At 29.9% G+C, this 23,621-nt stretch carries 22 protein-coding genes, 3 tRNA genes and 1 riboswitch; of the genes, 1 reads left to right on the forward strand and 24 read right to left on the reverse strand.

Annotated elements, in window-relative coordinates:
- Positions 1-488 precede the first annotated feature (488 nt).
- From J7G74_RS00350 to J7G74_RS00365, 4 genes are all read right to left on the reverse strand, one after another.
- A complete protein-coding gene (locus J7G74_RS00350) occupies positions 489-1,271 on the reverse strand; it encodes a ComF family protein (protein ID WP_297130263.1) in 783 nt (260 codons plus the stop codon).
- 2 nt (positions 1,272-1,273) lie between these two features.
- Positions 1,274-3,493, reverse strand: coding sequence for an SF1B family DNA helicase RecD2 (gene recD2, locus J7G74_RS00355; RefSeq protein ID WP_297130266.1), 2,220 nt, complete (start codon positions 3,491-3,493; stop codon positions 1,274-1,276).
- A 142-nt stretch (positions 3,494-3,635) separates the two neighbouring features.
- Positions 3,636-4,829 (reverse strand): methionine adenosyltransferase, encoded by a 1,194-nt coding sequence (gene metK / locus J7G74_RS00360; RefSeq protein WP_297130269.1) that lies wholly within the window; start codon positions 4,827-4,829, stop codon positions 3,636-3,638.
- Positions 4,830-5,040: 211 nt separating this feature from the next.
- Positions 5,041-5,145: riboswitch (SAM riboswitch) on the reverse strand.
- A gap of 20 nt (positions 5,146-5,165) precedes the next feature.
- On the reverse strand, positions 5,166-5,318 hold the full coding sequence (locus tag J7G74_RS00365; protein ID WP_297130272.1) for a hypothetical protein: 153 nt from the start codon (positions 5,316-5,318) through the stop codon (positions 5,166-5,168).
- Positions 5,319-5,344: 26 nt separating this feature from the next.
- Here J7G74_RS00365 and yyaC point away from each other — a divergent pair, with 26 nt between their 5' ends.
- Entirely contained in the window at positions 5,345-5,854 is a 510-nt protein-coding gene (yyaC, locus tag J7G74_RS00370; protein WP_297130276.1) for a spore protease YyaC, read from the forward strand.
- Positions 5,855-5,934: 80 nt separating this feature from the next.
- Here yyaC and J7G74_RS00375 read toward each other — a convergent pair whose 3' ends face one another.
- The 20 genes from J7G74_RS00375 to J7G74_RS00470 all read right to left on the reverse strand — a co-directional run bounded on the left by J7G74_RS00375 (position 5,935) and on the right by J7G74_RS00470 (position 23,546).
- The gene (locus tag J7G74_RS00375; protein WP_297130280.1) at positions 5,935-6,963 is read right to left on the reverse strand and encodes a rod shape-determining protein; all 1,029 of its coding nucleotides are present in this window, start codon (positions 6,961-6,963) and stop codon (positions 5,935-5,937) included.
- A 275-nt stretch (positions 6,964-7,238) separates the two neighbouring features.
- Positions 7,239-7,496 carry a sporulation transcriptional regulator SpoIIID gene (spoIIID, locus tag J7G74_RS00380; RefSeq protein ID WP_297130331.1) on the reverse strand — a complete coding sequence of 86 codons (258 nt, stop codon included), beginning with the start codon at positions 7,494-7,496 and terminating at the stop codon, positions 7,239-7,241.
- A 96-nt stretch (positions 7,497-7,592) separates the two neighbouring features.
- Positions 7,593-8,231, reverse strand: a complete 639-nt coding sequence (locus J7G74_RS00385; protein ID WP_297130285.1) for a M23 family metallopeptidase — start codon at positions 8,229-8,231, stop codon at positions 7,593-7,595.
- Between the two features lie 77 nt (positions 8,232-8,308).
- The gene (gene spoIID / locus J7G74_RS00390) at positions 8,309-9,316 is read right to left on the reverse strand and encodes a stage II sporulation protein D (RefSeq protein WP_297130288.1); all 1,008 of its coding nucleotides are present in this window, start codon (positions 9,314-9,316) and stop codon (positions 8,309-8,311) included.
- A gap of 59 nt (positions 9,317-9,375) precedes the next feature.
- On the reverse strand, positions 9,376-10,626 hold the full coding sequence (murA, locus tag J7G74_RS00395; RefSeq protein WP_297130291.1) for a UDP-N-acetylglucosamine 1-carboxyvinyltransferase: 1,251 nt from the start codon (positions 10,624-10,626) through the stop codon (positions 9,376-9,378).
- A 21-nt stretch (positions 10,627-10,647) separates the two neighbouring features.
- A complete protein-coding gene (locus J7G74_RS00400; RefSeq protein ID WP_297130294.1) occupies positions 10,648-11,382 on the reverse strand; it encodes a YwmB family TATA-box binding protein in 735 nt (244 codons plus the stop codon).
- Positions 11,383-11,585: 203 nt separating this feature from the next.
- The gene (gene glmS, locus J7G74_RS00405) at positions 11,586-13,412 is read right to left on the reverse strand and encodes a glutamine--fructose-6-phosphate transaminase (isomerizing) (protein ID WP_297130297.1); all 1,827 of its coding nucleotides are present in this window, start codon (positions 13,410-13,412) and stop codon (positions 11,586-11,588) included.
- 268 nt (positions 13,413-13,680) lie between these two features.
- Complete coding sequence (gene glmM / locus J7G74_RS00410) at positions 13,681-15,027, reverse strand: phosphoglucosamine mutase (RefSeq protein ID WP_297130299.1); 1,347 nt, start codon at positions 15,025-15,027, stop codon at positions 13,681-13,683.
- Positions 15,028-15,201: 174 nt separating this feature from the next.
- Positions 15,202-15,753, reverse strand: coding sequence for a 2-oxoacid:acceptor oxidoreductase family protein (locus J7G74_RS00415; RefSeq protein ID WP_297130303.1), 552 nt, complete (start codon positions 15,751-15,753; stop codon positions 15,202-15,204).
- Between the two features lies 1 nt (position 15,754).
- Positions 15,755-16,507 (reverse strand): thiamine pyrophosphate-dependent enzyme, encoded by a 753-nt coding sequence (locus tag J7G74_RS00420; protein WP_297130306.1) that lies wholly within the window; start codon positions 16,505-16,507, stop codon positions 15,755-15,757.
- Complete coding sequence (locus J7G74_RS00425) at positions 16,507-17,568, reverse strand: 3-methyl-2-oxobutanoate dehydrogenase subunit VorB (RefSeq protein ID WP_297130309.1); 1,062 nt, start codon at positions 17,566-17,568, stop codon at positions 16,507-16,509. Before J7G74_RS00425 ends, J7G74_RS00420 begins: the two co-directional genes overlap by 1 nt.
- Before the next feature lie 26 nt (positions 17,569-17,594).
- Positions 17,595-17,810 carry a 4Fe-4S dicluster domain-containing protein gene (locus tag J7G74_RS00430; protein WP_297130312.1) on the reverse strand — a complete coding sequence of 72 codons (216 nt, stop codon included), beginning with the start codon at positions 17,808-17,810 and terminating at the stop codon, positions 17,595-17,597.
- 41 nt (positions 17,811-17,851) lie between these two features.
- Complete coding sequence (locus J7G74_RS00435; protein ID WP_297130315.1) at positions 17,852-18,529, reverse strand: ATP-binding protein; 678 nt, start codon at positions 18,527-18,529, stop codon at positions 17,852-17,854.
- 25 nt (positions 18,530-18,554) lie between these two features.
- Complete coding sequence (gene buk, locus J7G74_RS00440; protein ID WP_297130318.1) at positions 18,555-19,625, reverse strand: butyrate kinase; 1,071 nt, start codon at positions 19,623-19,625, stop codon at positions 18,555-18,557.
- A 32-nt stretch (positions 19,626-19,657) separates the two neighbouring features.
- A complete protein-coding gene (gene ptb / locus J7G74_RS00445) occupies positions 19,658-20,560 on the reverse strand; it encodes a phosphate butyryltransferase (RefSeq protein ID WP_297130321.1) in 903 nt (300 codons plus the stop codon).
- 533 nt (positions 20,561-21,093) lie between these two features.
- A complete protein-coding gene (locus J7G74_RS00450; RefSeq protein ID WP_297130325.1) occupies positions 21,094-22,263 on the reverse strand; it encodes a CdaR family protein in 1,170 nt (389 codons plus the stop codon).
- On the reverse strand, positions 22,260-23,105 hold the full coding sequence (cdaA, locus tag J7G74_RS00455; RefSeq protein WP_297130328.1) for a diadenylate cyclase CdaA: 846 nt from the start codon (positions 23,103-23,105) through the stop codon (positions 22,260-22,262). The genes J7G74_RS00450 and cdaA overlap by 4 nt, the downstream gene beginning before the upstream one ends.
- Positions 23,106-23,292: 187 nt before the next feature.
- Positions 23,293-23,369, reverse strand: a tRNA-Arg gene (locus J7G74_RS00460).
- Between the two features lie 7 nt (positions 23,370-23,376).
- Positions 23,377-23,451, reverse strand: a tRNA-Gly gene (locus J7G74_RS00465).
- Between the two features lie 19 nt (positions 23,452-23,470).
- A tRNA-Val gene (locus J7G74_RS00470) sits at positions 23,471-23,546 on the reverse strand.
- Between the last annotated feature and the right edge of the window lie 75 nt (positions 23,547-23,621).

Here is a 23,621-nt window from a genome sequence, read left to right on the forward strand (position 1 = left end):
ATAAAAATTGACAAAATCCTTATAATCTAAATATCTTAACATTTTATTTATATTTTTATATTAAATTGTAGATATAATTTGTTATGGTTAGGACTATAATAGTTAATTTAAACTGAATAAGAAATAATAAACAACTATATTAAAACTATTAGTTGTCTTGTGATAATAAATATGGAGCTATGGAAATGTCAGATAAAAAGTATTATTACAAATAAAAAAAGCACCTAAAAGGTACTTTATTGTTTCAGCTGACCTGGTCTTTGACCCCACACTCGCCTACTGTAGCTTTCGCTTGGGTTTGCCGCACTACTAACCATCTCGATTTTAATATCGGTAGGTCTTACATCTAAGACGCACCATGATCATTAATCCCATTTTTAGAATTAACTTACGTGGATCCTTTCGCCTGCGTCTGGCTTGGACTTGCAACCACAGACCTGAAACATATATTAATTTTAACGGCTTAAAACATATCTGTCAATAGTATTTTATTCTTTTGCATATACATCTATATTCTTAGTAAGCAATGTAAATATACATATACTACTAACACAATTTAATTTTAATACTTTCGATATTTCATTAGCTGTTGATCCTGTTGTAAATATATCATCTATTAATATTACTTTTTTATTTTTGATTAAGTTAATATTATCCTTGGCACTAAATCCATTCTTTAACTCTTTTTGTCTTTCTTTTTTACTAAGTCTATAAAGTTTTTTTGTATTTTTCACTCTACTTATACAGTCTACAACTGGTATTTGTGTAAGATTACTAAGTTCATTAGCTATTTTTTCCGATTGATTAAACCCTCTTTTTTTCAATCTTTTTTTATGCAAAGGAACGAATAATATATAATCTATATCTATACATTCTATTTCTAATTTTTCTTTCATTATTTGTGCAATATACTTGAACAAATACGTCTTACTTTTATATTTAAAATCTAAAATTAAATGCTTACTTATCGAATCATATTCAATACATGATATTGCCCTATCAAAGTAAAAAGTTTTATCATAACAATAAGAGCAATCAGTTAAACTCTCTCTTTCTAAATTATGATTTATAATTGGTTTTCCGCATTTGCCACAACCATCTAATATGAAATGTAATTCCATAAAACAATCTTTACAAAGGGAATAAGTATTAGTTATTTTTATAGGATTATCACAAATTATACAATTTATATTTTTAGGATAAATATAATCTAAAATAACTTTTATTACATTACATTTTTCTTTTGAAATAAACTTTGATAGCAATCTCATTTTTATTTTAACAGTCCTTCTACTATAAATTTATTTAATTTATATGATAAGTTAGAATATCTGTCATTTATTCTATTATTTTTAATCATTTGCTCTAAATATCTTACATCTCCAACTAATACAACAAGCTTTTTAGCCCTAGTAACTGCTGTATAAAGAAGATTTCTACTTAAAAGCATAGGTGGAGCCCATACTATAGGTATAACAACTATAGGAAATTCACTTCCTTGGCTTTTATGTATAGTTGTGCAAAAACTATGATCTAACTCATCTAATTCATCATATTTATAAGAAGCAATTTTAACTTTATCAAATAATACGTAAACGGTCTTCTTATCTTTGTCTATATGAAATATATATCCAATATCTCCATTGTATATACCTTCTCCACTATCACTTTTATCTTCTGTTTCCCATTTTTTAGTATAGTTGTTCCTAATTTGCATTACCTTGTCTCCAACTCTAAAGGTTCTTTTAGCAAACTCTTCTTCTTGTTTATATTTATTAGGTGGATTAAGATATTTTTGTAATTCTATATTTAAATTATTAACACCTAAATCACCTTTTCTCATAGATGTTAATACTTGTATATCTTTTAATTTATCAACATTATAAAATCTAGGAAGTCTTTCATTAACCAATCCTATTATTTCATTTAATATATCTTCATTGGTATTTTTTCGTAAAAAGAAAAAGTCTTTATTCTTTACATTTAAAAATAGTGGTTCACCATTATTAATTTTATGAGCATTAACTACTATCATACTTTCTCTGGCTTGTCTAAAAATCTCATTAAGTCTAACAGTTTTAATTACATTGGAATCAATTATATCCTTTAAAACATTTCCTGCTCCTACTGATGGTAACTGGTCACTATCTCCTACTAATAATAATCTACTTCCTAATTTAACTGCTTTTAAGAGATTATACATAAGTATAATATCTACCATAGATGCTTCATCTAATATTATTACATCCGCATCAATTGGATCTTCTTCATCTTTGAAAAATACCAACTCATCACTATCTGCAGCAAATCCCATTTCTAATAGCCTATGAATAGTTTTAGCTTCTTTATTAGATGTTTCACTCATTCTTTTAGCAGCTCTTCCTGTAGGTGCGCATAATACGACTTTTTGATCATTATTTTCAAATATTTTTATAATTGTATTTATTGTAGTTGTTTTTCCTGTTCCTGGGCCACCTGTTATTATAGTAACACCATTATTAATAGCTTCTTTGACTGCTAATATTTGATTATTAGCAAGTTGTATATCATCCTCTTCTTCTACAATTTTTATTTCTTCATCTATATTTATATGTAAATCTTTAATTTCATGCTGAGATAATTTTATAATTTCTTTGCATACTCCATTTTCACAAATATAGTACATCATTAAATAAACTAAAATTTCTCCATTTTTATTTTCTAAATGTACTTTTTGATTATATGCTAAATCCATAATCCCATTTTCTATAAATGACGGTTCTACAGATAAAATCTTTACTGATTGCTCTATCAAAATCTTCTTAGGTAAATAAGTGTGACCATTTGCTAAGCTTTGATTTAGTGTAAATAATATACCCTGCATAATTCTATCTGGAGAGTATTTATCTATACCTATTTTACTTGCAATGTCATCAGCAATTTTGAATCCTATACCTCTTATATCTTCTGCAAGTCTGTATGGATTTTTATTAATAACTTCTATAGATTTCTCTTTGTATTTTTTATATATTCTTAAACAATAATTAGGAGTTATTCCATAAGGAGATAGTTTTATTATAATATTACGAAGTTCTCTATTTTCTTCATAACTTTCTTGTATTTGTTTTACCTTCTTTATACCAATACCCTCTACTTCTGTTAATCTTTCTGGCATATTTTGAATAATATCTAAAGTATCCACTCCAAATTTATCTATAATCCTCTTGGCCATCTTTTCTCCTATACCATGAATCATACCTGAAGATAGATAAACATATATTCCTTCTAAAGATGAAGGTGTTACTGGTATAAAACTTTGAACTTCAAATTGAGATCCATAAATTTTATGATTAACCCATTTGCCTTCTATTTCGATACTTTCCCCAACTGATAAAGTAGGCATACAACCTACAATAGTTATTTCATCACTTTCATTTGCTAAGTAGGCTATGGTGTATCCATTTTCTTCATTTTTAAAAACTATATCACTAACCATTCCTTGTAATTTTTCCATCATTATTTCTCCTAAAATCATTTATTTAGCTGTCTTTTTATAATTATTGCTATTATAAATATATTTTATGTTAACATTTAATATAAAAAAAATAAAGAGTTGTAAAAATACAACTCTTTATCATTTATATCATATATAAGAATTATTTTCCTAAAGCTTGTTCTTTTAATATCTCAGCCTTGTCTGTTCTTTCCCATGGTAAATCAACATCTGTTCTTCCAAAATGTCCATAAGCAGCAGTTTGTTTATATATAGGTCTTCTTAATTCTAAATCTCTTATTATTGCACCTGGTCTTAAGTCAAAGTTTTTGTTTATTAATTCAACTAATTCTTCATCAGAAACTTTTCCAGTACCAAATGTATCTACGAATACAGATAATGGTCTGGCAACACCTATTGCATAAGCTAGCTCTATTTCACATTTATCTGCAAGTCCAGCAGCAACTATATTCTTAGCTACATATCTTGCAGCGTAAGCAGCAGATCTATCAACTTTCGTTGGATCTTTTCCAGAGAATGCTCCACCACCATGTCTAGCATATCCACCGTAAGTATCTATTATTATTTTTCTTCCTGTTAAACCAGTATCCCCTTGTGGTCCACCTATAACGAATCTTCCAGTTGGGTTTATATATATTTTAGTTTCATCGTCTAATAATTCAGATGGTATAACTTCTTTTATAACTAATTCTATTAAGTCTTTTCTTATAGTTTCATTGTCAACGTGCTCACTATGTTGAGTAGATATTAATATAGTATGAACTCTTACAGGCTTATTTCCTTCATATTCAACTGTTACTTGAGTTTTTCCGTCTGGTCTTAAATAATTTACTATATCTTGTTTTCTTATTTCAGTTAGTCTTCTAGCTAATTTATGAGATAAAGATATTGGTAATGGCATTAACTCTGGAGTCTCATTACACGCGAATCCGAACATTATACCTTGGTCTCCTGCTCCTATTGCTTCTATCTCTTCTTCAGTTTGTTCTCCACTTCTACTCTCTAAAGCTTCGTCAACTCCCATAGCTATATCTGAAGATTGCTCATCTATAGCAGTTATAACAGCACAAGTTTGGCTATCAAATCCATACTTAGCTCTTGTATACCCTATTTCTTTAACTGTATCCCTAACTAACTTTTGTATATCTACATATGCATTTGTAGATATTTCTCCTGCTACTAACACTAAACCTGTAGTAGTTGTTGTTTCACAAGCTACCCTTGATAATGGATCTTTCTCTAATAAAGCATCTAATATCGCATCTGAAATTTGGTCACACATCTTGTCTGGATGCCCTTCAGTTACTGACTCTGATGTAAATAAGTGTCTTGACATTTGACTTCCTCCTTTTATTATATATCTTATGTATTTTTATTAATAAAATAAAAAATTCACTTTGCTCATATTGCCAACTGCTATTGCCGTTGCCTAAGTAACAAAGTTGAAAATTATATGTCGTCTACAGAACAGATAATTTCCTTACAATTAAAAAAACCTCTTCTTAAACAGAAGAGGTTAATTATCAGATTTAAACTATAATCAACTAACCTCATCTCTCAAACGTTAACGTTTAGTAGGATTTAGCACCGTCCCCTATTAGGGTGGTTGCTGGGCTTCACAGGGCCTGTCCCTCTGCCTCTCTTGATAAGGTGTAACATAATTACACATATTTTATATTACTTTTAACAATACTATAATACCTGTTTTTATATATGGTGTCAAGAATTTATTTTTATGGAACACTATTGATACTTCTATCATATTATTTAATATAAGTGCCTTTATGTGATTTAATGTTATGTATTTTTTCATTCCATTATTCATATATATTTGAAGGGAGGTAAGTTCCTATGTATTTAGCCAAAGTAAATTATAAAAAAGAAAATGTTATAGAAATGTTAAGCTTAATACTTAAGGATATAATTAATGAAAGCACAGTTGTTATTTGTATAGGAACAGATCGTGCTATAGGAGATGCCTTAGGTCCTTTAGTAGGTACTATGCTAAAAAATAGCGACTTTAAATACCCTGTTTACGGTACCCTAGATAATCCTATTCATGCCTTAAACATATATGAATCCCTAGACATAGTAAAAGAAAAACATCCTAACAGTGAATTTTTAGCTATAGATGCCTGTTTAGGCTCTGTAAATAACATAGGAAATATTCAAATTAGAAAAGGGCCCATTCTTCCAGGCAAAGGTGTAGGTAAAAAACTCCCTCAAATTGGATCTCATTCAATTGTCGGTATTGTAGATAAAGTAGATGAAAATAATAGATTTTCATTTAATAACGTACGATTACATTTTATTTTAGAGTTGGCTGAAACCATTGCCTTATCAATCCTACTTTCAACTTGAATATTTATCAACTCATTTTTACTTAAACAAAAATGATATATTATTTATATAATATATCATTTTTGTTTATTTTTTATATTTTATTTTTTGTATCTTTTTTTAAATGTTCCTCCTGTTTCTAGTAAGTCTAATGTACTTAAAGACGATCCTGTTCCCCTTGCAACACAAGATAATGGATCATCTGCAACTATTACATTTATTCCTGTAGCTTGCCCTATTCTTTTATCTAAATCTCTTAATAATGCTCCTCCACCTGTCATAACAATTCCGAATGTACTTATATCTGCTGATAATTCTGGTGGTGTCTTTTCTAATACTGATTTAGTTGTTGCAAGTATTTGCTTCACGCATTCTTCTAAAGCCTCTGCTATTTCAAAAGAACTTACTTCTATAGTTTCAGGAAGTCCTTTAACTATATTTCTACCACTAATTTTCATAGTTCTTTCTTCGCTATCTTTCATCGCAGTTCCTACTTCTATTTTAAGTTTTTCTGCACTTCTTTCACCAATTAATAAATTATGTTTTTTCTTAATATATGATACTATAGCAGCATCAAATTTATCTCCACCTATTTTTATTGAGTCACTAACTACTGCCCCCCCAAGAGATATAACAGCTATATCAGTAGTTCCTCCACCTATATCTATTACCATATTCCCATTAGGTAATGATATATCCATACCTGCACCAATAGCAGCTGCTATTGGTTCTTCTATTATATATACTTCTCTTGCTCCAGCTTCTCTAGTAGCTTCCTCTACAGCCCTTTTTTCAACTTCTGTAACACCAGTTGGAACACATACCATAATTCTAGGCATTACAAGTCTTCTAAATCCCTTCTTCTCTACTATCTTTTCAGTAAAGTACTTTAACATCTTTTCAGTTGCTTCATAATCTGAAATTACACCATCTTTTAAAGGTCTTATTGCAACTATATTTGATGGTGTTCTCCCTATCATTCTCCTTGCTTCATTTCCTACTGCTAACACTGTATTAGTATTTTTTTCTATCGCTACTACAGATGGTTCTTCTAAAACAATTCCCTTTCCGTCTACATATACTAAAACATTTGCCGTTCCTAAATCTATTCCTATATCAGCTCCAGCCATACTCTACACTCCTTTTATTATGAATTTATGTTAAAATTTGTCATTTTTCTCTTTTAAACACTCCTATTTTACAAGATATACAAAAAAAATATATAAGTCAAGAGAAATATAGGTTTTATCTTACATTTTTCTCATTTTTTAATTAGCATTTTATATTATCATTTGCTTTTATCAATAAAATATTAATTATACAAAATTAAATCATAAGCTTTCTAGTATTTATTAATTTCACAAAATAAATTTTAACATAATAATAAAAAAGATGCAGGATAAACCTACACCTTTTTTTCCTTTTCATATTTCATTTTTGTCGCCATTCCACCCCTAATATGTCTTTCTGATTTGTTTTTTTCTAACACCCTTTTAACCTCACTGGCAAGAGAAGGATTGATTTCTTCTAAACGTTCGGTTACATCCTTATGAATAGTACTTTTACTCACACCAAATGTTTTAGCGGTCTGTCTAACTGTAGTGTTTTTTTCTAGTATATACTTTGCTACGACAACTGCTCTTTCTTCTATATAGGATCTCACTCCCTTCCCCCCTAACATCATATCCTTATTGATATATATGAAAAAAGGGTAAAAAATATAACAGGCTCAATCATATTTGATTAAGCCTGTTAAACTTTATTCTAATAAACTCATTGGATTAATAGCTACATCATCTTTATATGCTTCTAAGTGTACATGAACTCCACTTGAACATTCTACATCACTTGTATTACCTGCATATCCTATACATTGGCCTTCTTCGATTGTATCATCTTTTTTGACCTTTATATTTTTATCTAAACTTGAATATACAAATACAGTATTATCTTTAGATTTAACTTTAACTGTCATTCCATATTCATCGTCATCATACACATCTAATACAGTTCCTGAAGTTAGTGATTTAACTTCTTGATTCTTATTTGACTCTATATCTATTGCTTTATGTATTTCCCAAACTTCTAAAGTTTCTGAATAACTAGGTTCTTTTTCTGAATAACTTCTTATTATTTGATTTCCTAAATAATTAATCTTATTATTTTCAGCCTCTTTGGCCTTAGCTAAATTTTGTTCAGAATCTGTAGTAGTTGGAATAGCATCGTCTTTTTCGCCTTCAGTTAAATGTATTTCATCCTCACTTTGTATAGGACTAGTTTTTGATACTAATTTATCTACACTTTTATTAGTAAAATAAATTCCTCCTACAGCTATAATACAGATACATATAAACAAAGATAAATAAAAAATATCTTTTTCTAATAATTTCTTTTTCATCTTTTACCTCCAAATATATTAATACATATTTAGAGTATTAACCAGTATTTTATATTTATACAATAATTTAACATTTTTTAGTATGTATCTTTTATATCAGTTCCTTTGAAGTAGTGAAATAATATATCATAATATTTATATCCTTCTTTAGCCATTCCTTGTGCCCCCCATTGACTCATACCAACACCATGACCATACCCTTTAACTATAAACTCCATGTTATTATTATTATATTCAATAGTAAAATTAGCTGAATTTAAATTTAAAATTTTTCTAATATCGATTCCGCTTAATTTAACATCTCCCAATTGAATTGTCTTTACACAGCCACCTTCAGTTCTATTTAAAATTTTTACTTGATTCTCTAACTGATCTATTGATAATTTAATACTAGGGTAAATGTTTTTTAAAGATTTTATAAATTTATTTTTATCTATTGAATATGTAGTTATGTACTTAGGTGAATTTTCTTCATAGGGACTATCCACTGATACTAAATATGGATATTGAGTAGAGAAAACATCTTTACTATTTTCAGTCTTACCAGATGATGTTGAAAAATAAAGTGGAAGAATTGCCTTATCATTATAAGTTAAAATTTGTCCCTTAGTTTCATCTACTGCTTTTTTGACTTTTTGATAGTCACTTTTAATCCACTCTTTACCCTTCTTTTTTAATAAATCATCATATGAAGTGTAAGCTTGGCAATGTGCTGAATTTGTACAAACTGCTGCATTCTTATGACCAGAATTAATATTATTTTCAATCTTATACACTACATAAGTTCTAGCAGATATAGCTTGTGCCTTTAAAGCTTCTTCATCAAACGTAGATGGCATCTCACTCGATAACACACCATATAGATATTCTTCCATATCCATTTCTTCCGTCTTGTCCTCATCAGCATTGTATACATTAATTTTAGGGGACTTCTCATCTACACTCTCATAGTTTTTATCTTTTTGTTCATTTTTTGCCCTGGATATTGCTCCCTCATCGTCATCATAAAATATAAAACTATTGAATACAGATATTATGACTATTAAAAAGGAAAGAAGTAAAACAAAAATAAAAGGTCTTTTCATATATTTTCCTCCTAAGATTCAATATTCTTAAATATATGAAAAAACCTCTTTTTTTATTACTATTCAACTATTTCTATATTTCCGCCTAATGCAGTTATCTTCTTATCAATATCTACATATCCTCTTTGAATATGATATATTTCACCTATTTCAGTCTCACCTTCAGCTATAAGACCACATAGAATTAATGCTGCACCAGCTCTTAAATCTGTTGCATTAACCTTTGCACCATTTAATTCATCTACGCCTTCTACTACAGCGGTTCTGCCTTCTATCTTTATGTTTGCACCCATTCTATTAAATTCAGCAACATGCATAAATCTATTTTCGAATACTGTTTCTATAACTACACCAGTTCCTTTAGATACTGTTAGCATAGCCATGAACTGTGCTTGAACATCAGTAGGGAATCCTGGATGTGGTAAAGTTTTTATATCTATAGCCTTAAGTTTTTCTGGTCCTATTACCCTTACAGCATTATCCATTTCTATAATTTCACAGCCAGCTTCTCTTAATTTTGCAGTTACAGGTTTTAAGTGCTCTAATAGTACATTTTCTATTGTTATATCACCTTTTGTCATAGCCGCTGCAACCATAAAAGTAGCTGCTTCTATTCTATCAGGTATAACATCATGTTCTGTACCTTTTAATTCTTTAACACCTCTTATTCTTATTGTGTTAGTTCCTGCTCCTCTAACATCTGCTCCCATTTCATTTAAGAAATTAGCTAAATCAACTATTTCTGGTTCCTCAGCTGCATTTTCTATTATAGTAGTACCTTCTGATAATACTGCTGCCATCATTATATTTTCAGTAGCCCCTACCGATGGGAAATCTAAATATAATTTACTTCCAACTAAATTATTAGTTTTAGCCTCAACAAAACCATGGTCCATAACTATCTCTGCACCTAAAGCTTTAAATCCTTTTAGATGTAAATCTATTGGTCTAGTACCTATAGCACATCCCCCTGGCATAGATATTTTAGTTTTATTGAATCTAGCTAGTAATGGTCCCATTACCAAGAAAGACGCTCTCATTTTTCTAACTAATTCATATGGAGCCTCATATGTTGTTAAATTTGTTGCATCAACTGTTAAAGTATTATTTTTATATTCAACCTCAGCACCTAAGTGTCTTAATAAATCAGATATAACATGTACATCTTTTAAGTTTGGTACTTCTCTAAGTACTGATTTTCCTTTTGCTAATAAAGTCGCTGCTATTATTGGCAATACAGCATTTTTTGCACCATCTATTCTAACACTACCTTTAAGTGGATTACTCTTTTTTACTATTATTTTAGCCATTGTTTGCTCTCCTCACTAATTTTAATAATCTAATTTTATTATCGGTGTAGCCATGTAGATTAAAGTTTTATCTTCATTTTCGCTATACCTAATTCCTATATTTAAATTTATCTTATCTTCCAAGTATTCTAAATCATTTTCTGTTAACAGATTACTATATGCTGTTACAGATATAAGACCATTTTGTCTTATCTTATCAATTTCCTTCGCATTCATATTATACAATATATTTTGTAAAATATCATTACATTTATCCAATTGTAATTTTTTTGTATATTGCCCAGCTAAACAAGTAAAAATTTCTATGTCATTTGAATATACATTAAGCGAATTATACAATTTATTATAAATATCTCCTATATTTTTATATACTTTATTGCTTAATATGTCAACAATTATATAAGATTCTTTACTATTTTTTGTAGCTGAAACGAATGAAACTTCATAAATATCATCACTTAGTTCTGCATATATTTTTATTTCTTTTTCGTTATTTTTAATACTCCAATTAATATCTTCTTTTTTTAAACTTAAGTCATTTACTAAGTTTAAAAAAATATTTTTTATTTCATCTTCAGATATATCACCTTCTATTAAACAGTTAGCTTTTATATCATAAAATTTAAATTCTGCACCTGTTTCTTCAAATGCATTGACAAAATTTTCATCCCAATTATTATCTACTTCTCCATAAGATATAAATAATCCTATCATAAAAAGCACTATAAAACTTGTAAAAAATTTCAATTTTTTCATTGTATAAATCCCCCCTTAAATACCAATTATTATTAATAGTAATTATTGACATTATTTAGAGGTATATACTAATTTTTCTAATAGAATAATACTCATACTTTAATATATGCAAAAATAATCATTTTGCAATTTAAAATCTAAAAAAGGTCATATACTTTTTAGTATACAACCTTTTTGTATTGTTTATTACTTACAACTATATATTATTCAACCGTAACTGATTTAGCTAAATTTCTAGGTTTATCTATGTCACAACCTCTCATCTTAGCAACATGATAAGAAAGTAGTTGCATAGGTATAACACTTACTATACTTGCAAACATATCTTCACAGTCTGGAACATAAATTACTTTATCAGCTGATTTTTCTACTTCTTTATTATGCTCTTTAGCTATTGCTATAACTTTAGCACCTCTTGCTTTAACCTCTTGCATATTAGAAAGCATTTTTTCAAATAATTGCTCTTGAGTTGCTATTGCTAATACTGGAGTTCCTTCTTCTATTAATGCTATAGTTCCATGCTTTAATTCTCCAGCAGCGAAAGCCTCAGCATGCATATAAGATATTTCTTTTATCTTTAATGAACCTTCCATCGCCAATGCATAGTCAAGACCTCTACCTAAATAGAACATATCATTTTTATCTTTTATTTCTAAAGCAATTTGTTCAACTAATTCATTACATTCTAATACTTTTTCAACTTTATCTGGCATTTCTTTTAACTCATCTATCATTCTGAAGTATTCTTCTTCAGTTATAGTTCCTTTTATCATAGCAAAGTTTAAAGCTATCATATAAAATGCTGTTAACTGAGTAGTATAAGCTTTTGTAGAGGCAACTGCTATTTCTGGTCCTGCCCATGTATAGAATATATCATCAGACTCCCTTGCTATTGATGAACCAACAACATTTGTTATAGATAATATTCTAGCACCTTTTTCTTTAGCATCTCTAAGAGCAGCTAAAGTATCTGCAGTTTCACCAGATTGACTTACTATTATTAATAAAGTATTTTCATCAACAAATGGATCACTATATCTAAATTCAGATGCTATATCAGCTATAACTGGTATTTTAGCAAATTTTTCTATAGCATATTTTCCAACTATCCCAGCATGATAAGCAGTACCACATGCCACTATATAAACCTTATTTATTTTTTCTAGGTCTTCTTTAGTCATCTTAATGTCATCTAGTTTTATTCTACCATTTTCATCTAATCTTCTTAGTAATGTTTCTCCTACACCTTTTGGCTGTTCGTATATTTCTTTAGCCATGAAACTATCAAATCCACCTTTTGATGCAGCCTCAACGTCCCAAGTTATTTCACTAACTTCTTTTTCTACGACTTCTTTATTTTCATTTAAAACAGTAACTTTGTTACCTTCTATATGAACAAATTCTCCATTTTCTAAGAAGTAAACACTTCTTGTATATTTTAATATTGCAGGTATATCAGAAGCTATCATATTTTCATCTTCTCCTAGACCTACAACCAATGGACTATCTTTTCTAACTGCAACTAATTCATTTGCATTATCAGCACTTATTACACCTAATGCATATGCTCCTCTGAATCTTTCAGTTGCCTTATAAACAGCCTCTAATAAATTTCCTTCATAATACTTATCTACCATATGAGCAGCTATTTCTGTATCTGTTTGAGATAAAAATACATAACCTTCTGCTTCTAACTCTGCTCTTAATTCAAGGTAATTTTCTATTATACCATTGTGAACAACAGCTATAGTTTTTTCTTTGTTAAAATGAGGATGAGCATTAACATCTGAAGGTACTCCATGAGTAGCCCATCTTGTATGTCCTATACCTAATTGCCCATGTATAGGAGATTTTTGTAGATCTTCAGCTAATATAGCTAATCTACCTTTAAACTTTCTTATTTCTAATTCATTTCCAGTGTTTACAGCAACACCTGCAGAGTCATATCCTCTGTACTCTAATTTTGACAGACCTTCAACTAATACATCTGTTGCCTGTCTTTTTCCTAAATATCCAACTATACCACACATATATTGTGCCTCCTAAAAATATTATTATATATATTTTTAGAGTTAGGTCATGAAAAAGCTTACTAAAGTTTCCCTTTGTCCACAGAATCACTTCCATGATTTAAGAAAACCTTCACGATGGCAAGCACACCGCAGAGCATCCGCCGATAATTCGATTAACTCTGTCCTCGTCAACTTAACCCCCAATACTACATCGAAATTACTTCTATTGTTAAGTTCTGGCGCTTAAAAGTAAATACTAAGCAAAATCTTAGTATTTACCTGAAGTTTACGATAATTTTTCTTTTATAAGATTAGCTAAGTTATTAGCTAACTCATTTATTTGACCTTCCTCTTTACCCTCTAGCATTACTCTTACTAATGGTTGTGTCCCTGATGGTCTAATTAACACTCTTCCTGAACCTTCCATTAAATCTTCTATTCTTTTTATTTCATTACTTATTTCTTCTACTTCCATGAATTTATTCTTCACTTCGTTTTTCACTTCAACATTAACTAGTACTTGTGGGTAAACACTCATAATAGATGCTAATTCTGATAAAGGTTTCTTTTCCTCCATCATTATTTTAGATAACATTAATGAACTTAATACTCCATCTCCAGTAGTGTTATAATCTAAGAATATCATATGACCTGATTGTTCACCACCTAGATTAAAGTTACCTTTTTTCATAGCTTCTATAACATATCTATCTCCTACATCAGTAGTTTCTAAATTTATGCCATGCTCCCTTGCTGCAACATTTAGTCCTATATTAGTCATTACTGTTATGACTAATGTGTTATTTGCTAATTCTTTTTTCTTTTTTAAGTAAACTGCACTCAATATCATTATATGATCGCCATCAACAATGTTTCCATTTTCATCAACAGCAATCAGTCTGTCTGCATCACCATCATAAGCTAACCCTAAGTTTGCTTTATTATCTACAACAGCTTTTTGTAGCATTTCTGGATGAGTAGATCCGCAGTTATCATTTATATTCTTCCCATTTGGAGATGTATTTATATCTATTACATTTGCACCTAGTTCTTTAAATACTATTGGTGCAACCTCGTAAGATGCTCCATTAGCACAATCTAAAACAACTTTTAGACCAGTTAAATCTATATTTATTATAGATTTTAAATAATCAACATAATCTCTAGTTGCATTATTTGAATGTATTATAGTACCAACATTTTCACCAGTTGGGTTATAACTTACTTTTTCTATATTTTCAATATATTTTTCTATTTCTAATTCTATCTCATCATCTAGTTTATACCCATCTTTATTAAAGAATTTTATTCCATTATCCTCCATAGGGTTATGCGATGCTGATATAACAACTCCACAATCAGCATTATATTTTCTTGTTAAATATGCAACTGCTGGTGTCGGTATAATACCCACAGGTATTATATCACAGCCAACTGACATTAATCCAGCTATTAAAGCTGACTCCAACATGTCACCAGACATTCTTGTATCTTTACCTACTACAACTTTTACTCTATGGTCTCCTTGAGCTAAAACATATCCCCCTGCTCTTCCAAGTCTATATGCTAAATCACAAGTAAGTTCCTCGTTAGCAATGCCTCTAACTCCATCTGTTCCAAAATATTTTCTCATTTAAAAACTCCCTTCATAACGAGAATATCTATATATATGTTTATTTTATTCATTTTTATATGAAATATTTAGTCTTAATGTTACCATAGAATCATTTTAATACTTAAATAAAAAAAAGACAATAGGAAAATTCTATTGTCTTTTTTTGCTTTAAATAATAAGTTTTTATGGAATTTAAGCTTCTGCTGTAACTACTGAGTCCATACCTTTTTGTAAAGCTTCTCTATTTATTGGTATGAACTTAGATTTTCTTTCACCGAATACTTTTAAGAATGCTTGTAATACAGACTCTATATCTACTGCTTCAGTAACTTTTAAACAAGCTCCTAACATTATCATGTTTGCAACTTTAGGCATACCTATTTCCGCAGCCAATTCATTAGCTGGTATATAAGTTACATTAACATCTTCTCTTTCAACTTTTTCATCTATTAAAGAGCTATTAACTAGTATATGTCCACCTGGAACTACATCATTGACAAATTTCATAGAAGGCTTATTCATTATTACAGCACAAGTAGCATCATCTGAAATAACTGGTGATCCAACTGGTTTGTCAGATACTGTAACTGCACAGTTTGCAGTACCCCCACGCATTTCAGGTCCATAAGATGGAAGCCATGAAACTTCCTTACCTTCTAACATTCCCGCATATGTTAATAGTTGTCCCATAGACATAACACCTTGACCACCAAATCCTGCACATATTACTCTTGATGTTGACATATTATTTCGCCTCCTCAACTTCAATATCTTTTTTATTTCCTATTTCATAGTAAGCCATCATGTTATCTCTCAACCATTGTAATGCATCTTTTGGTGCAAGACCCCAGTTAGTTGGACAAGTAGATAATACCTCCACGATACCAAATCCTAGTCCAGCTTGTTGAACCTCAAATGCTTTTCTAATTGCTTTTTTAGCTTTTCTAACATTAGCAGGTGTATCAACAGAAACTCTTTCTACAAATACCGCTCCAGTTAAAGTTGATAACATTTCACTAACTCTTATAGGGAATCCGTTAACTTCAGGATTTCTACCTGATTGAGCTGTTGTAGCTTTTTGACCTATTAGTGTTGTAGGGGCCATCTGACCGCCTGTCATACCATATATACCATTATTAACAAATATAGTAGTTATTTTTTCTCCTCTAGCTGCAGCATGAACTATTTCTGCCATACCTATTGAAGATAAATCTCCATCCCCTTGATATGTAAATACAACATTATCTGGATGAGTTCTTTTTACCCCAGTAGCAACTGCTGGAGCTCTACCATGAGCAGCCTCATGAGTATCCACATTAAAATATTTATATGCTAAAACTGAACATCCTACAGGAACAACCCCTATAGCATCTCCCAGTACTCCCATTTCTTCTAAAACTTCTGCCACTAATCTATGGATGATACCATGAGTACATCCTGGACAGTAATGAGTTGTAACATCTTGTAATCCTTCTGTTCTTTTAAATACTACAGACATTATTTAACACCCCCTATTAATTCCTTAGCTTTATCAGCTATAGCTGATGGAGTTGGTATCATACCACCTGATCTTCCATAGAAATGTACAGGTAATTTACACTCTATTGCTAATTTAACATCATCTATCATTTGCCCTAAACTCATTTCAACTACTAATAAGTTTTTAGCGTTTGGAATTTGTTTAAATGCTTCATTTGGGAATGGCCATAATGTCTTAGGTCTTATTAATCCTACCTTGTATCCTTCTTCTCTTAATGTATCTACAGCTGTTTTAACTATTCTAGAAACTGTTCCATATGCAACAAATACTAATTCTGCATCTTCTGTATGATACATTTCATATTGAACCTCATTTTCTTCTATTGCTTTATATTTCTTTTCTAATTTTAAATTATGTTGTTCTAATTCTTCAGATTGTAAGTATAAAGAGTTTATTACATTTGGTTTTCTTTGTCCTTTAGTACCACATGCTGCCCAAGTTTTTTCTGGTATTTCTCTACACTTACGCTCTTTATCAAAATCAACTGGCTCCATCATTTGACCTATCATACCATCTGCAACTACCATAACTGGAGTTCTGTATATATCAGCTACATCAAAAGCTTCTATTATCATATCTACAGCTTCTTGAACAGATGCAGGTGCGAAAACTGGAGTTCTATAGTCCCCATTTCCTCCACCTTTAGTTGACATATAGTAATCTGATTGAGATGGTTGTATTGTTCCAAGTCCTGGGCCACCTCTCATTATATTTAATACTACACAAGGTACTTCTGCACCTGCGCAATAAGTTATCCCTTCTTGTTTTAATGCTACTCCTGGAGAAGATGATGATGTCATTACTCTTGTACCAGTTCCTCCTGCACCATAAACCATGTTTATAGCAGCAACTTCAGATTCTGCTTGAACAAAAGCTCCTCCAATTTTAGGTAGCTCTCTTGATAAATATTCTGGTAACTCACTTTGTGGAGTTATTGGGTAACCAAAGAAATAATGGCAACCAGCTTCTATAGCTGCTTTACCAAATGCTTCATTACCTTTCATAAGAATTTTAGCCATAATTAATCCCCCTTATTAAAAAATAATTAATCTCTTTCTACTGTAATAACTACATCTGGACACATTAGAGCACAACTTGCACACCCTATACATTTCTCTTCATCTACTATTTTTGCTGGATTATATCCCTTTGCATTTATGAAGTCTGTATCAATTGCAAGTATTTCTTTTGGACATGCTTCTACACATAGTCCACAGCTTTTGCAGCGTTCTACATTAAAAGTTACTTTTCCTTTAGCCATTGTTAAGCCTCCCTTAATTATTTCTTATATTAAACCTAAAACTACATCCATTCTTCTCTCAGATATAATTTTATAGGTAATATATCTCCCTCTAAATCACTTGGTAAGTGTTCTACAAGATTCTCTAAACAACAAACATATTTAATAGGCAAATTCTTTATCTCTGCTACTTCTCTTACTATTTCTTGACCTTTTAATATATCTTCTATAGTTGTTTCTCTTAATAAGTGTGTATTATTAATTAATCCTGTAACCTTAAGCTTAGAAGCAGCTTCCATAGCATCGATATATCCAAGAACATCTTTAGCAGTTTGAGTTTTTTCTCTGTTTGCATTAACTACACAAAACATATCATAGCCACTTTCTTGGAAGTGTTCAGAGAATCTCCCCACTACTCTTGCTCCAACATTATCTCCACCAACATCTACAACATAATTAACGTTATCATCATGTAGTGGTCTCATTACTTCTGCAGATACAGCAGGAACATCTAGTGTAGTTGTTTGAATTGAACTATCAATAGGTGTAATACCTAATTTGTTCATCATATCTTTTTTTTCTCTACTTCTAAAATAAACATTCACTACATCTAAATCTGCTATTGCTACTTCTCCATCAACTAATTCCCTTAATTTAGTGACATAGTTAATTGATACTTCACTTTTTCCACTTCCATAATGCCCTATAAAAAGTCTTACTCTCTTGTCATTCTTCATCATAATATTCACCTATTTTCAGTATATATTAATAAACTAAAGCTTCTTCTTCCCCTCTTAATACTCTAAGTCCACCTTGAGCAAGAGCAATCATTTCATCTTCTCCTGGATAAGCTTTTACAGGAGCTATAAATTTAACTTTATCCTCTATCTTTTCTCTTATACTTGATGAATAAGCTATTCCTCCTGTTAATATTATTGCATCCACATCACCTTTAAGAACGGTTGCATAGGCACCAATTTCTTTACATATTTGATAAACCATAGCATCATAAATTAATTCTGCTTTTTTATCACCATTATTAATCATTTCTTCAACTTCTCTAATATCATTAGTTCCTAAATAGGCAACTACCCCTCCGTTACCTTTTATTCTTTTACCTATTTCTTCTTTCGTTAAATCATCACCATAACATAATCTCATTAGTCCACCAACTGGAAGACCTCCACTTCTTTCAGGAGAGAATGGACCTTCTCCATCAAGACCGTTTGTATTATCTATGACTTTACCTTTTTTATGCGCTCCGACTGTAACCCCTCCTCCCATATGAACTATAAGGAAATTACAATCTTCATATTTTTTATTCATATCTTTAGCAGCTCTTCTACCTATTGCTTTTTGGTTTAATGCATGAAATATACTAATTCTCGGTATTTCTGGTACTCCAGAAATTCTTGCTACATCATCCATTTCATCTACTACAACTGGATCTACTATAAAAGATGGAATAGATACTTCATCAGCCATTTGTCTAGCAATAATTCCCCCTAAATTTGAAGCATGTTGTCCTAATACTCCTATTTTTAGATCCTCAACCATTGAGTCACTTACTTTATAAGTTCCACCTACTATAGGCTTTAGTAATCCTCCTCTTCCAACTATAGCACTTAAATCTTGAACTTTTAGATTAGCTTCTTTTAAAGCTTCTTCTATAACACCTTTACGGAATTGAAATTGATCTGATATTTTTTCATACTTACCTATTTCTTCTGAAGAATGTCTTAGAGTTTTTTCATATATCAATTCTTCATTCTCAAATACTGCTATCTTAGTTGATGTTGATCCTGGATTTATTGTTAGAATTCTATACTTCTCCATAATAATATCCTTCCTTTTTATATTATTTTATATTATTTTTTCTCTGATGCTAGAACTCCTAATGCTATTGAGTTTAATTTTGTTTTATCGCTATCAGCTCTAGAAGTAAGTATAATAGGTGCTTTAGCTCCTACAATTAAACCAGCATTTTCACACTTAGCGAAAAATGCTATTGATTTATATAAAATATTACCTGCTTCAATATCTGGAACAACTAATACATCTGCGTTGCCAGCTATTGGATGGTCCATACCTTTGTGTTTTGCAGCTTCTTCACTAACTGCATTATCTAAAGCGAAAGGTCCTCCAACCATACATCCAGTTATCTCTCCTCTTAGATACATATTTTCTAATTCTTTTGCCTCTACTGTGTCTTTCATTTTTGGGTTAACCTTTTCCTTAGCGCAAATTAATGCTACTTTAGGCTCTTTTATTTCTAATGATCTAGCAACTGAACATGCATTTTCAATTATTTGTTTCTTAACATTTATATCTGGTGCTAAATTCATTGCAGAATCTGTCACAAAGAATAATCTATCATATCCTTCTATATCAAATACTGCAACATGGCTCAATACATTTCCAGTCCTTAATCCTATTTCCTTGTTTAATACTGCTTTTAAAATTATAGATGTGTCAACTAAACCTTTCATTACCATATCAGCTTTTCCTGTTGAAACTAACTCTACTGACTTTAAGCAAGCTTCTGATAAATCTTTAATGTCTACTAAATTATAATTGTCTAGGCTTATATTCAGATTCTTAGCTATTTCTTTAGTTTTTTCTATATCCCCAACTAAAATAGCCTCTACTATATTTTCTTTTCGCGCATTCTCTACTGCTATTAAAACTTCTTTATCTTGGCAACAAGCCACTGAAACAGTTTTTGGCCCTCTTTCCTTTGCGAATTTTATAATATCGTCTATACTCTTCATTTTCTCCTCCTAAATTTCTTATATTTAGTTGTCATAAGTTTTTAATTGAATTGATTTTACTATTGATGTCATAAGTAATATTTTTTAATTTTATATTCAAATATTTATAATAATAAAAAATATTCTTCTATTATGTATTTATGGTAAGTGTTTATTGATTTGTATCTCTTTACGTAAACTTTAATTTTTAAGTTTTTACATTTTTTTCCTGATACTTATATTTTAGCATAATATTATCTATCTATGTATAATTTTAAAATGAAATTATAATATTTTTTGTAATTAATATAATTATATTTATATGATAGACCATTTTTCATAGTCATTTGCTTTATAATTTAATAAAAATATTTTTTATCATTACCTTTTTCAACATATTTTTCAAATATTCAGAATTTTTATATTTTTAAGTATTTTTAAAATCTACTAAATTATATTAAGTCATATATAACTTTTTTATTCAAAATAAAAAGTGTAATATATTTAATCATTACTTTGATATAAATATATTACACTTTAATTATATTATATAGTTAAAGACCTATTACATTTGGTATAATTTTTATATTTTTCAGCTCTACATCAGAATCGTATTTTATATCATATTTTTTAGATTCATTATATCCTTCTGATAAATCTATATATAACTTTATATCAGATTTAGACACTTTTATACTTGGATCATTTGTATTTATTTCTACATTTATACTTTCTGGTATATTTAATTCAGACGTATTTATTTCATCATAGTTATTTCTTAATTCAATTTCCTCTGAATTATAAATTAACCTTTGTACTATGCTTTCACTCTCTTTAACCTTAATAATAACTGTTTTATCATTTGATGTTACCCCTTCAGGTATTATTAGATTAACCTTTTTTGAGGCTACGATACTTGATAAATCAACTTTCTCAGTATTTATATAATTAATATTATCTAATATTTCTTTCTTTCCTTTTATTATTATAGTCTCAGGATTTATTTCATAAGCCTTTTCTTCATTTAAATTTCCATCTGATTGAATATTTATAGGAACTTCTTTTTCTTCAAGTAATGTTATTTCTGCACTTATGTTTTTTGAGTCTAAAGTTACTCCTTTGACTTCTTTACCAGATTTATTAACAGGAATTAGCTTAACTTTCTGAGTAAATTTATTATTTACATTACTATTCACATCTATTACTGCCTTAACATGATTAACTTCTTCGACTAAAACTCTTGCCCCAGAAATATTTACTGTACTTTGTTGTAATACAACCGTATCTACATCTTCAGAATAATCTCCTGTTACATCTGATTTAATATCTTTTTCTTCATTAACAACTTTTTCTAGTCTTACTACTATAAAATCTGATTTAAATTCATAAGAAACCTGCTTTGTTGTATTAACTTTTAGATATAAATAATTCCTTCCTTCTATAGGATTATTTATAGATCCATATATATGTATATCTTCTTTAGATAATTTCTGAAGATATGATAGTTTTCCTCTTATATATATATCAGCTACTAAATCATTTTCTGGATAAACTATTAAATCTTCATCAGATAATTCTTCTATATTTGTAAGACTTACTGGAACACTTTCAAATAGTTTCGTATCTTCTGGATCAACAATTGCCATTACATACATCCATAGAACTATAGCACTAAGAAGAGATATTAGCTTTATCCTTGTATTTTTCTTTAGTCTATTTTTCATTTAAAAATCCCACCTTTAAAGAAACTTTTTTCTTCTGATGTTATCTTGTTTAAGTTTTTCTTTAATATGTTAGACATTCTCTCTTGAGATATATCCCTATATAATTTACCTGCCTTTGCTATTGAAACTTCACCTGTTTCCTCTGAAACTATTAGAGTTATACAATCTGAAACTTCACTTATACCAACACCCGCTCTATGTCTAGTTCCTAAATCCTTAGTCAAATCTTTACTTTGACTTAAAGGTAAAAAACATGCTGCAGCTTTTACTTTATTATCTCTTATAACAACTGCACCATCATGTAGTGGAGTATTTGGTATGAATATATTTATTAATAATTGTCTAGACACATCACCATCTATTATTGTTCCTGTTCCTATTATATCTGAAATTTTTGTTTCCCTCTCTAATATAATAAGCGCTCCTATTCGTTGTCTTGATAGTGAATATAATGTTTCTACAATCTCATCTATTGCCTTATTTAACTTTTTACTTTCTGCATTTTCTCCGCTTTTTCCAATTAAATTGAAATTTGTTCTTCCTAAATGCTCAAATCCTGCTCTAAGCTCTGGTTGGAATATTATACAAAGCGCTATAAAACCAACATCAAGGGCTTTTACTAATATCCAGTATAGAGTATGTAATTTAAATATCGAGCTAAGTTGTGTTGCTAATAATAAAACTATTATCCCTTTAAAAACTTGTTCAGCTCTTGTATCCTTTATAAACATAAAAATTTTATAGAATATATAAGCAACTATTAATATATCTACAACATCATATATGCTCATCCTCAATATTATATCAATAAAACCATTTAATAAAGAATTTATATCGGACATATTTTATCCTCCTGTTCAATAGTTTCTTAATTGTTTACACTATGTATTATACTATAATAATAAGACTATATACAAACTATCTTCTTTTATTATAAGTTTATATTTTTATTATATATTTTATTTATTCCATTATCTAAATTTATAATTTTTTATAAAAAAAAAGTTTCACTAAAGTGAAACTTTTAATTGGTGAGCGCACAGGGATTCGAACCCCGGACACACGCCTTAGAAGGGCGTTGCTCTATCCAGCTGAGCTATGCACCCATATTATTGGAGCGGGAAACGAGATTCGAACTCGCGACTTCAACCTTGGCAAGGTTGCGCTCTACCACTGAACTATTCCCGCATATTAATTTATATAAAAATGGTGGGACCAACAGGGCTCGAACCTGTGACCCCCTGCTTGTAAGGCAGGTGCTCTCCCAGCTGAGCTATGGTCCCATAATTATAAAAATGGAGCGGGTGAAGGGGATCGAACCCTCACAGCCGGCTTGGAAGGCCGGAACTCTACCATTG

Source organism: Terrisporobacter sp., assembly GCF_017888745.1.
GTDB lineage: Bacteria > Bacillota > Clostridia > Peptostreptococcales > Peptostreptococcaceae > Terrisporobacter.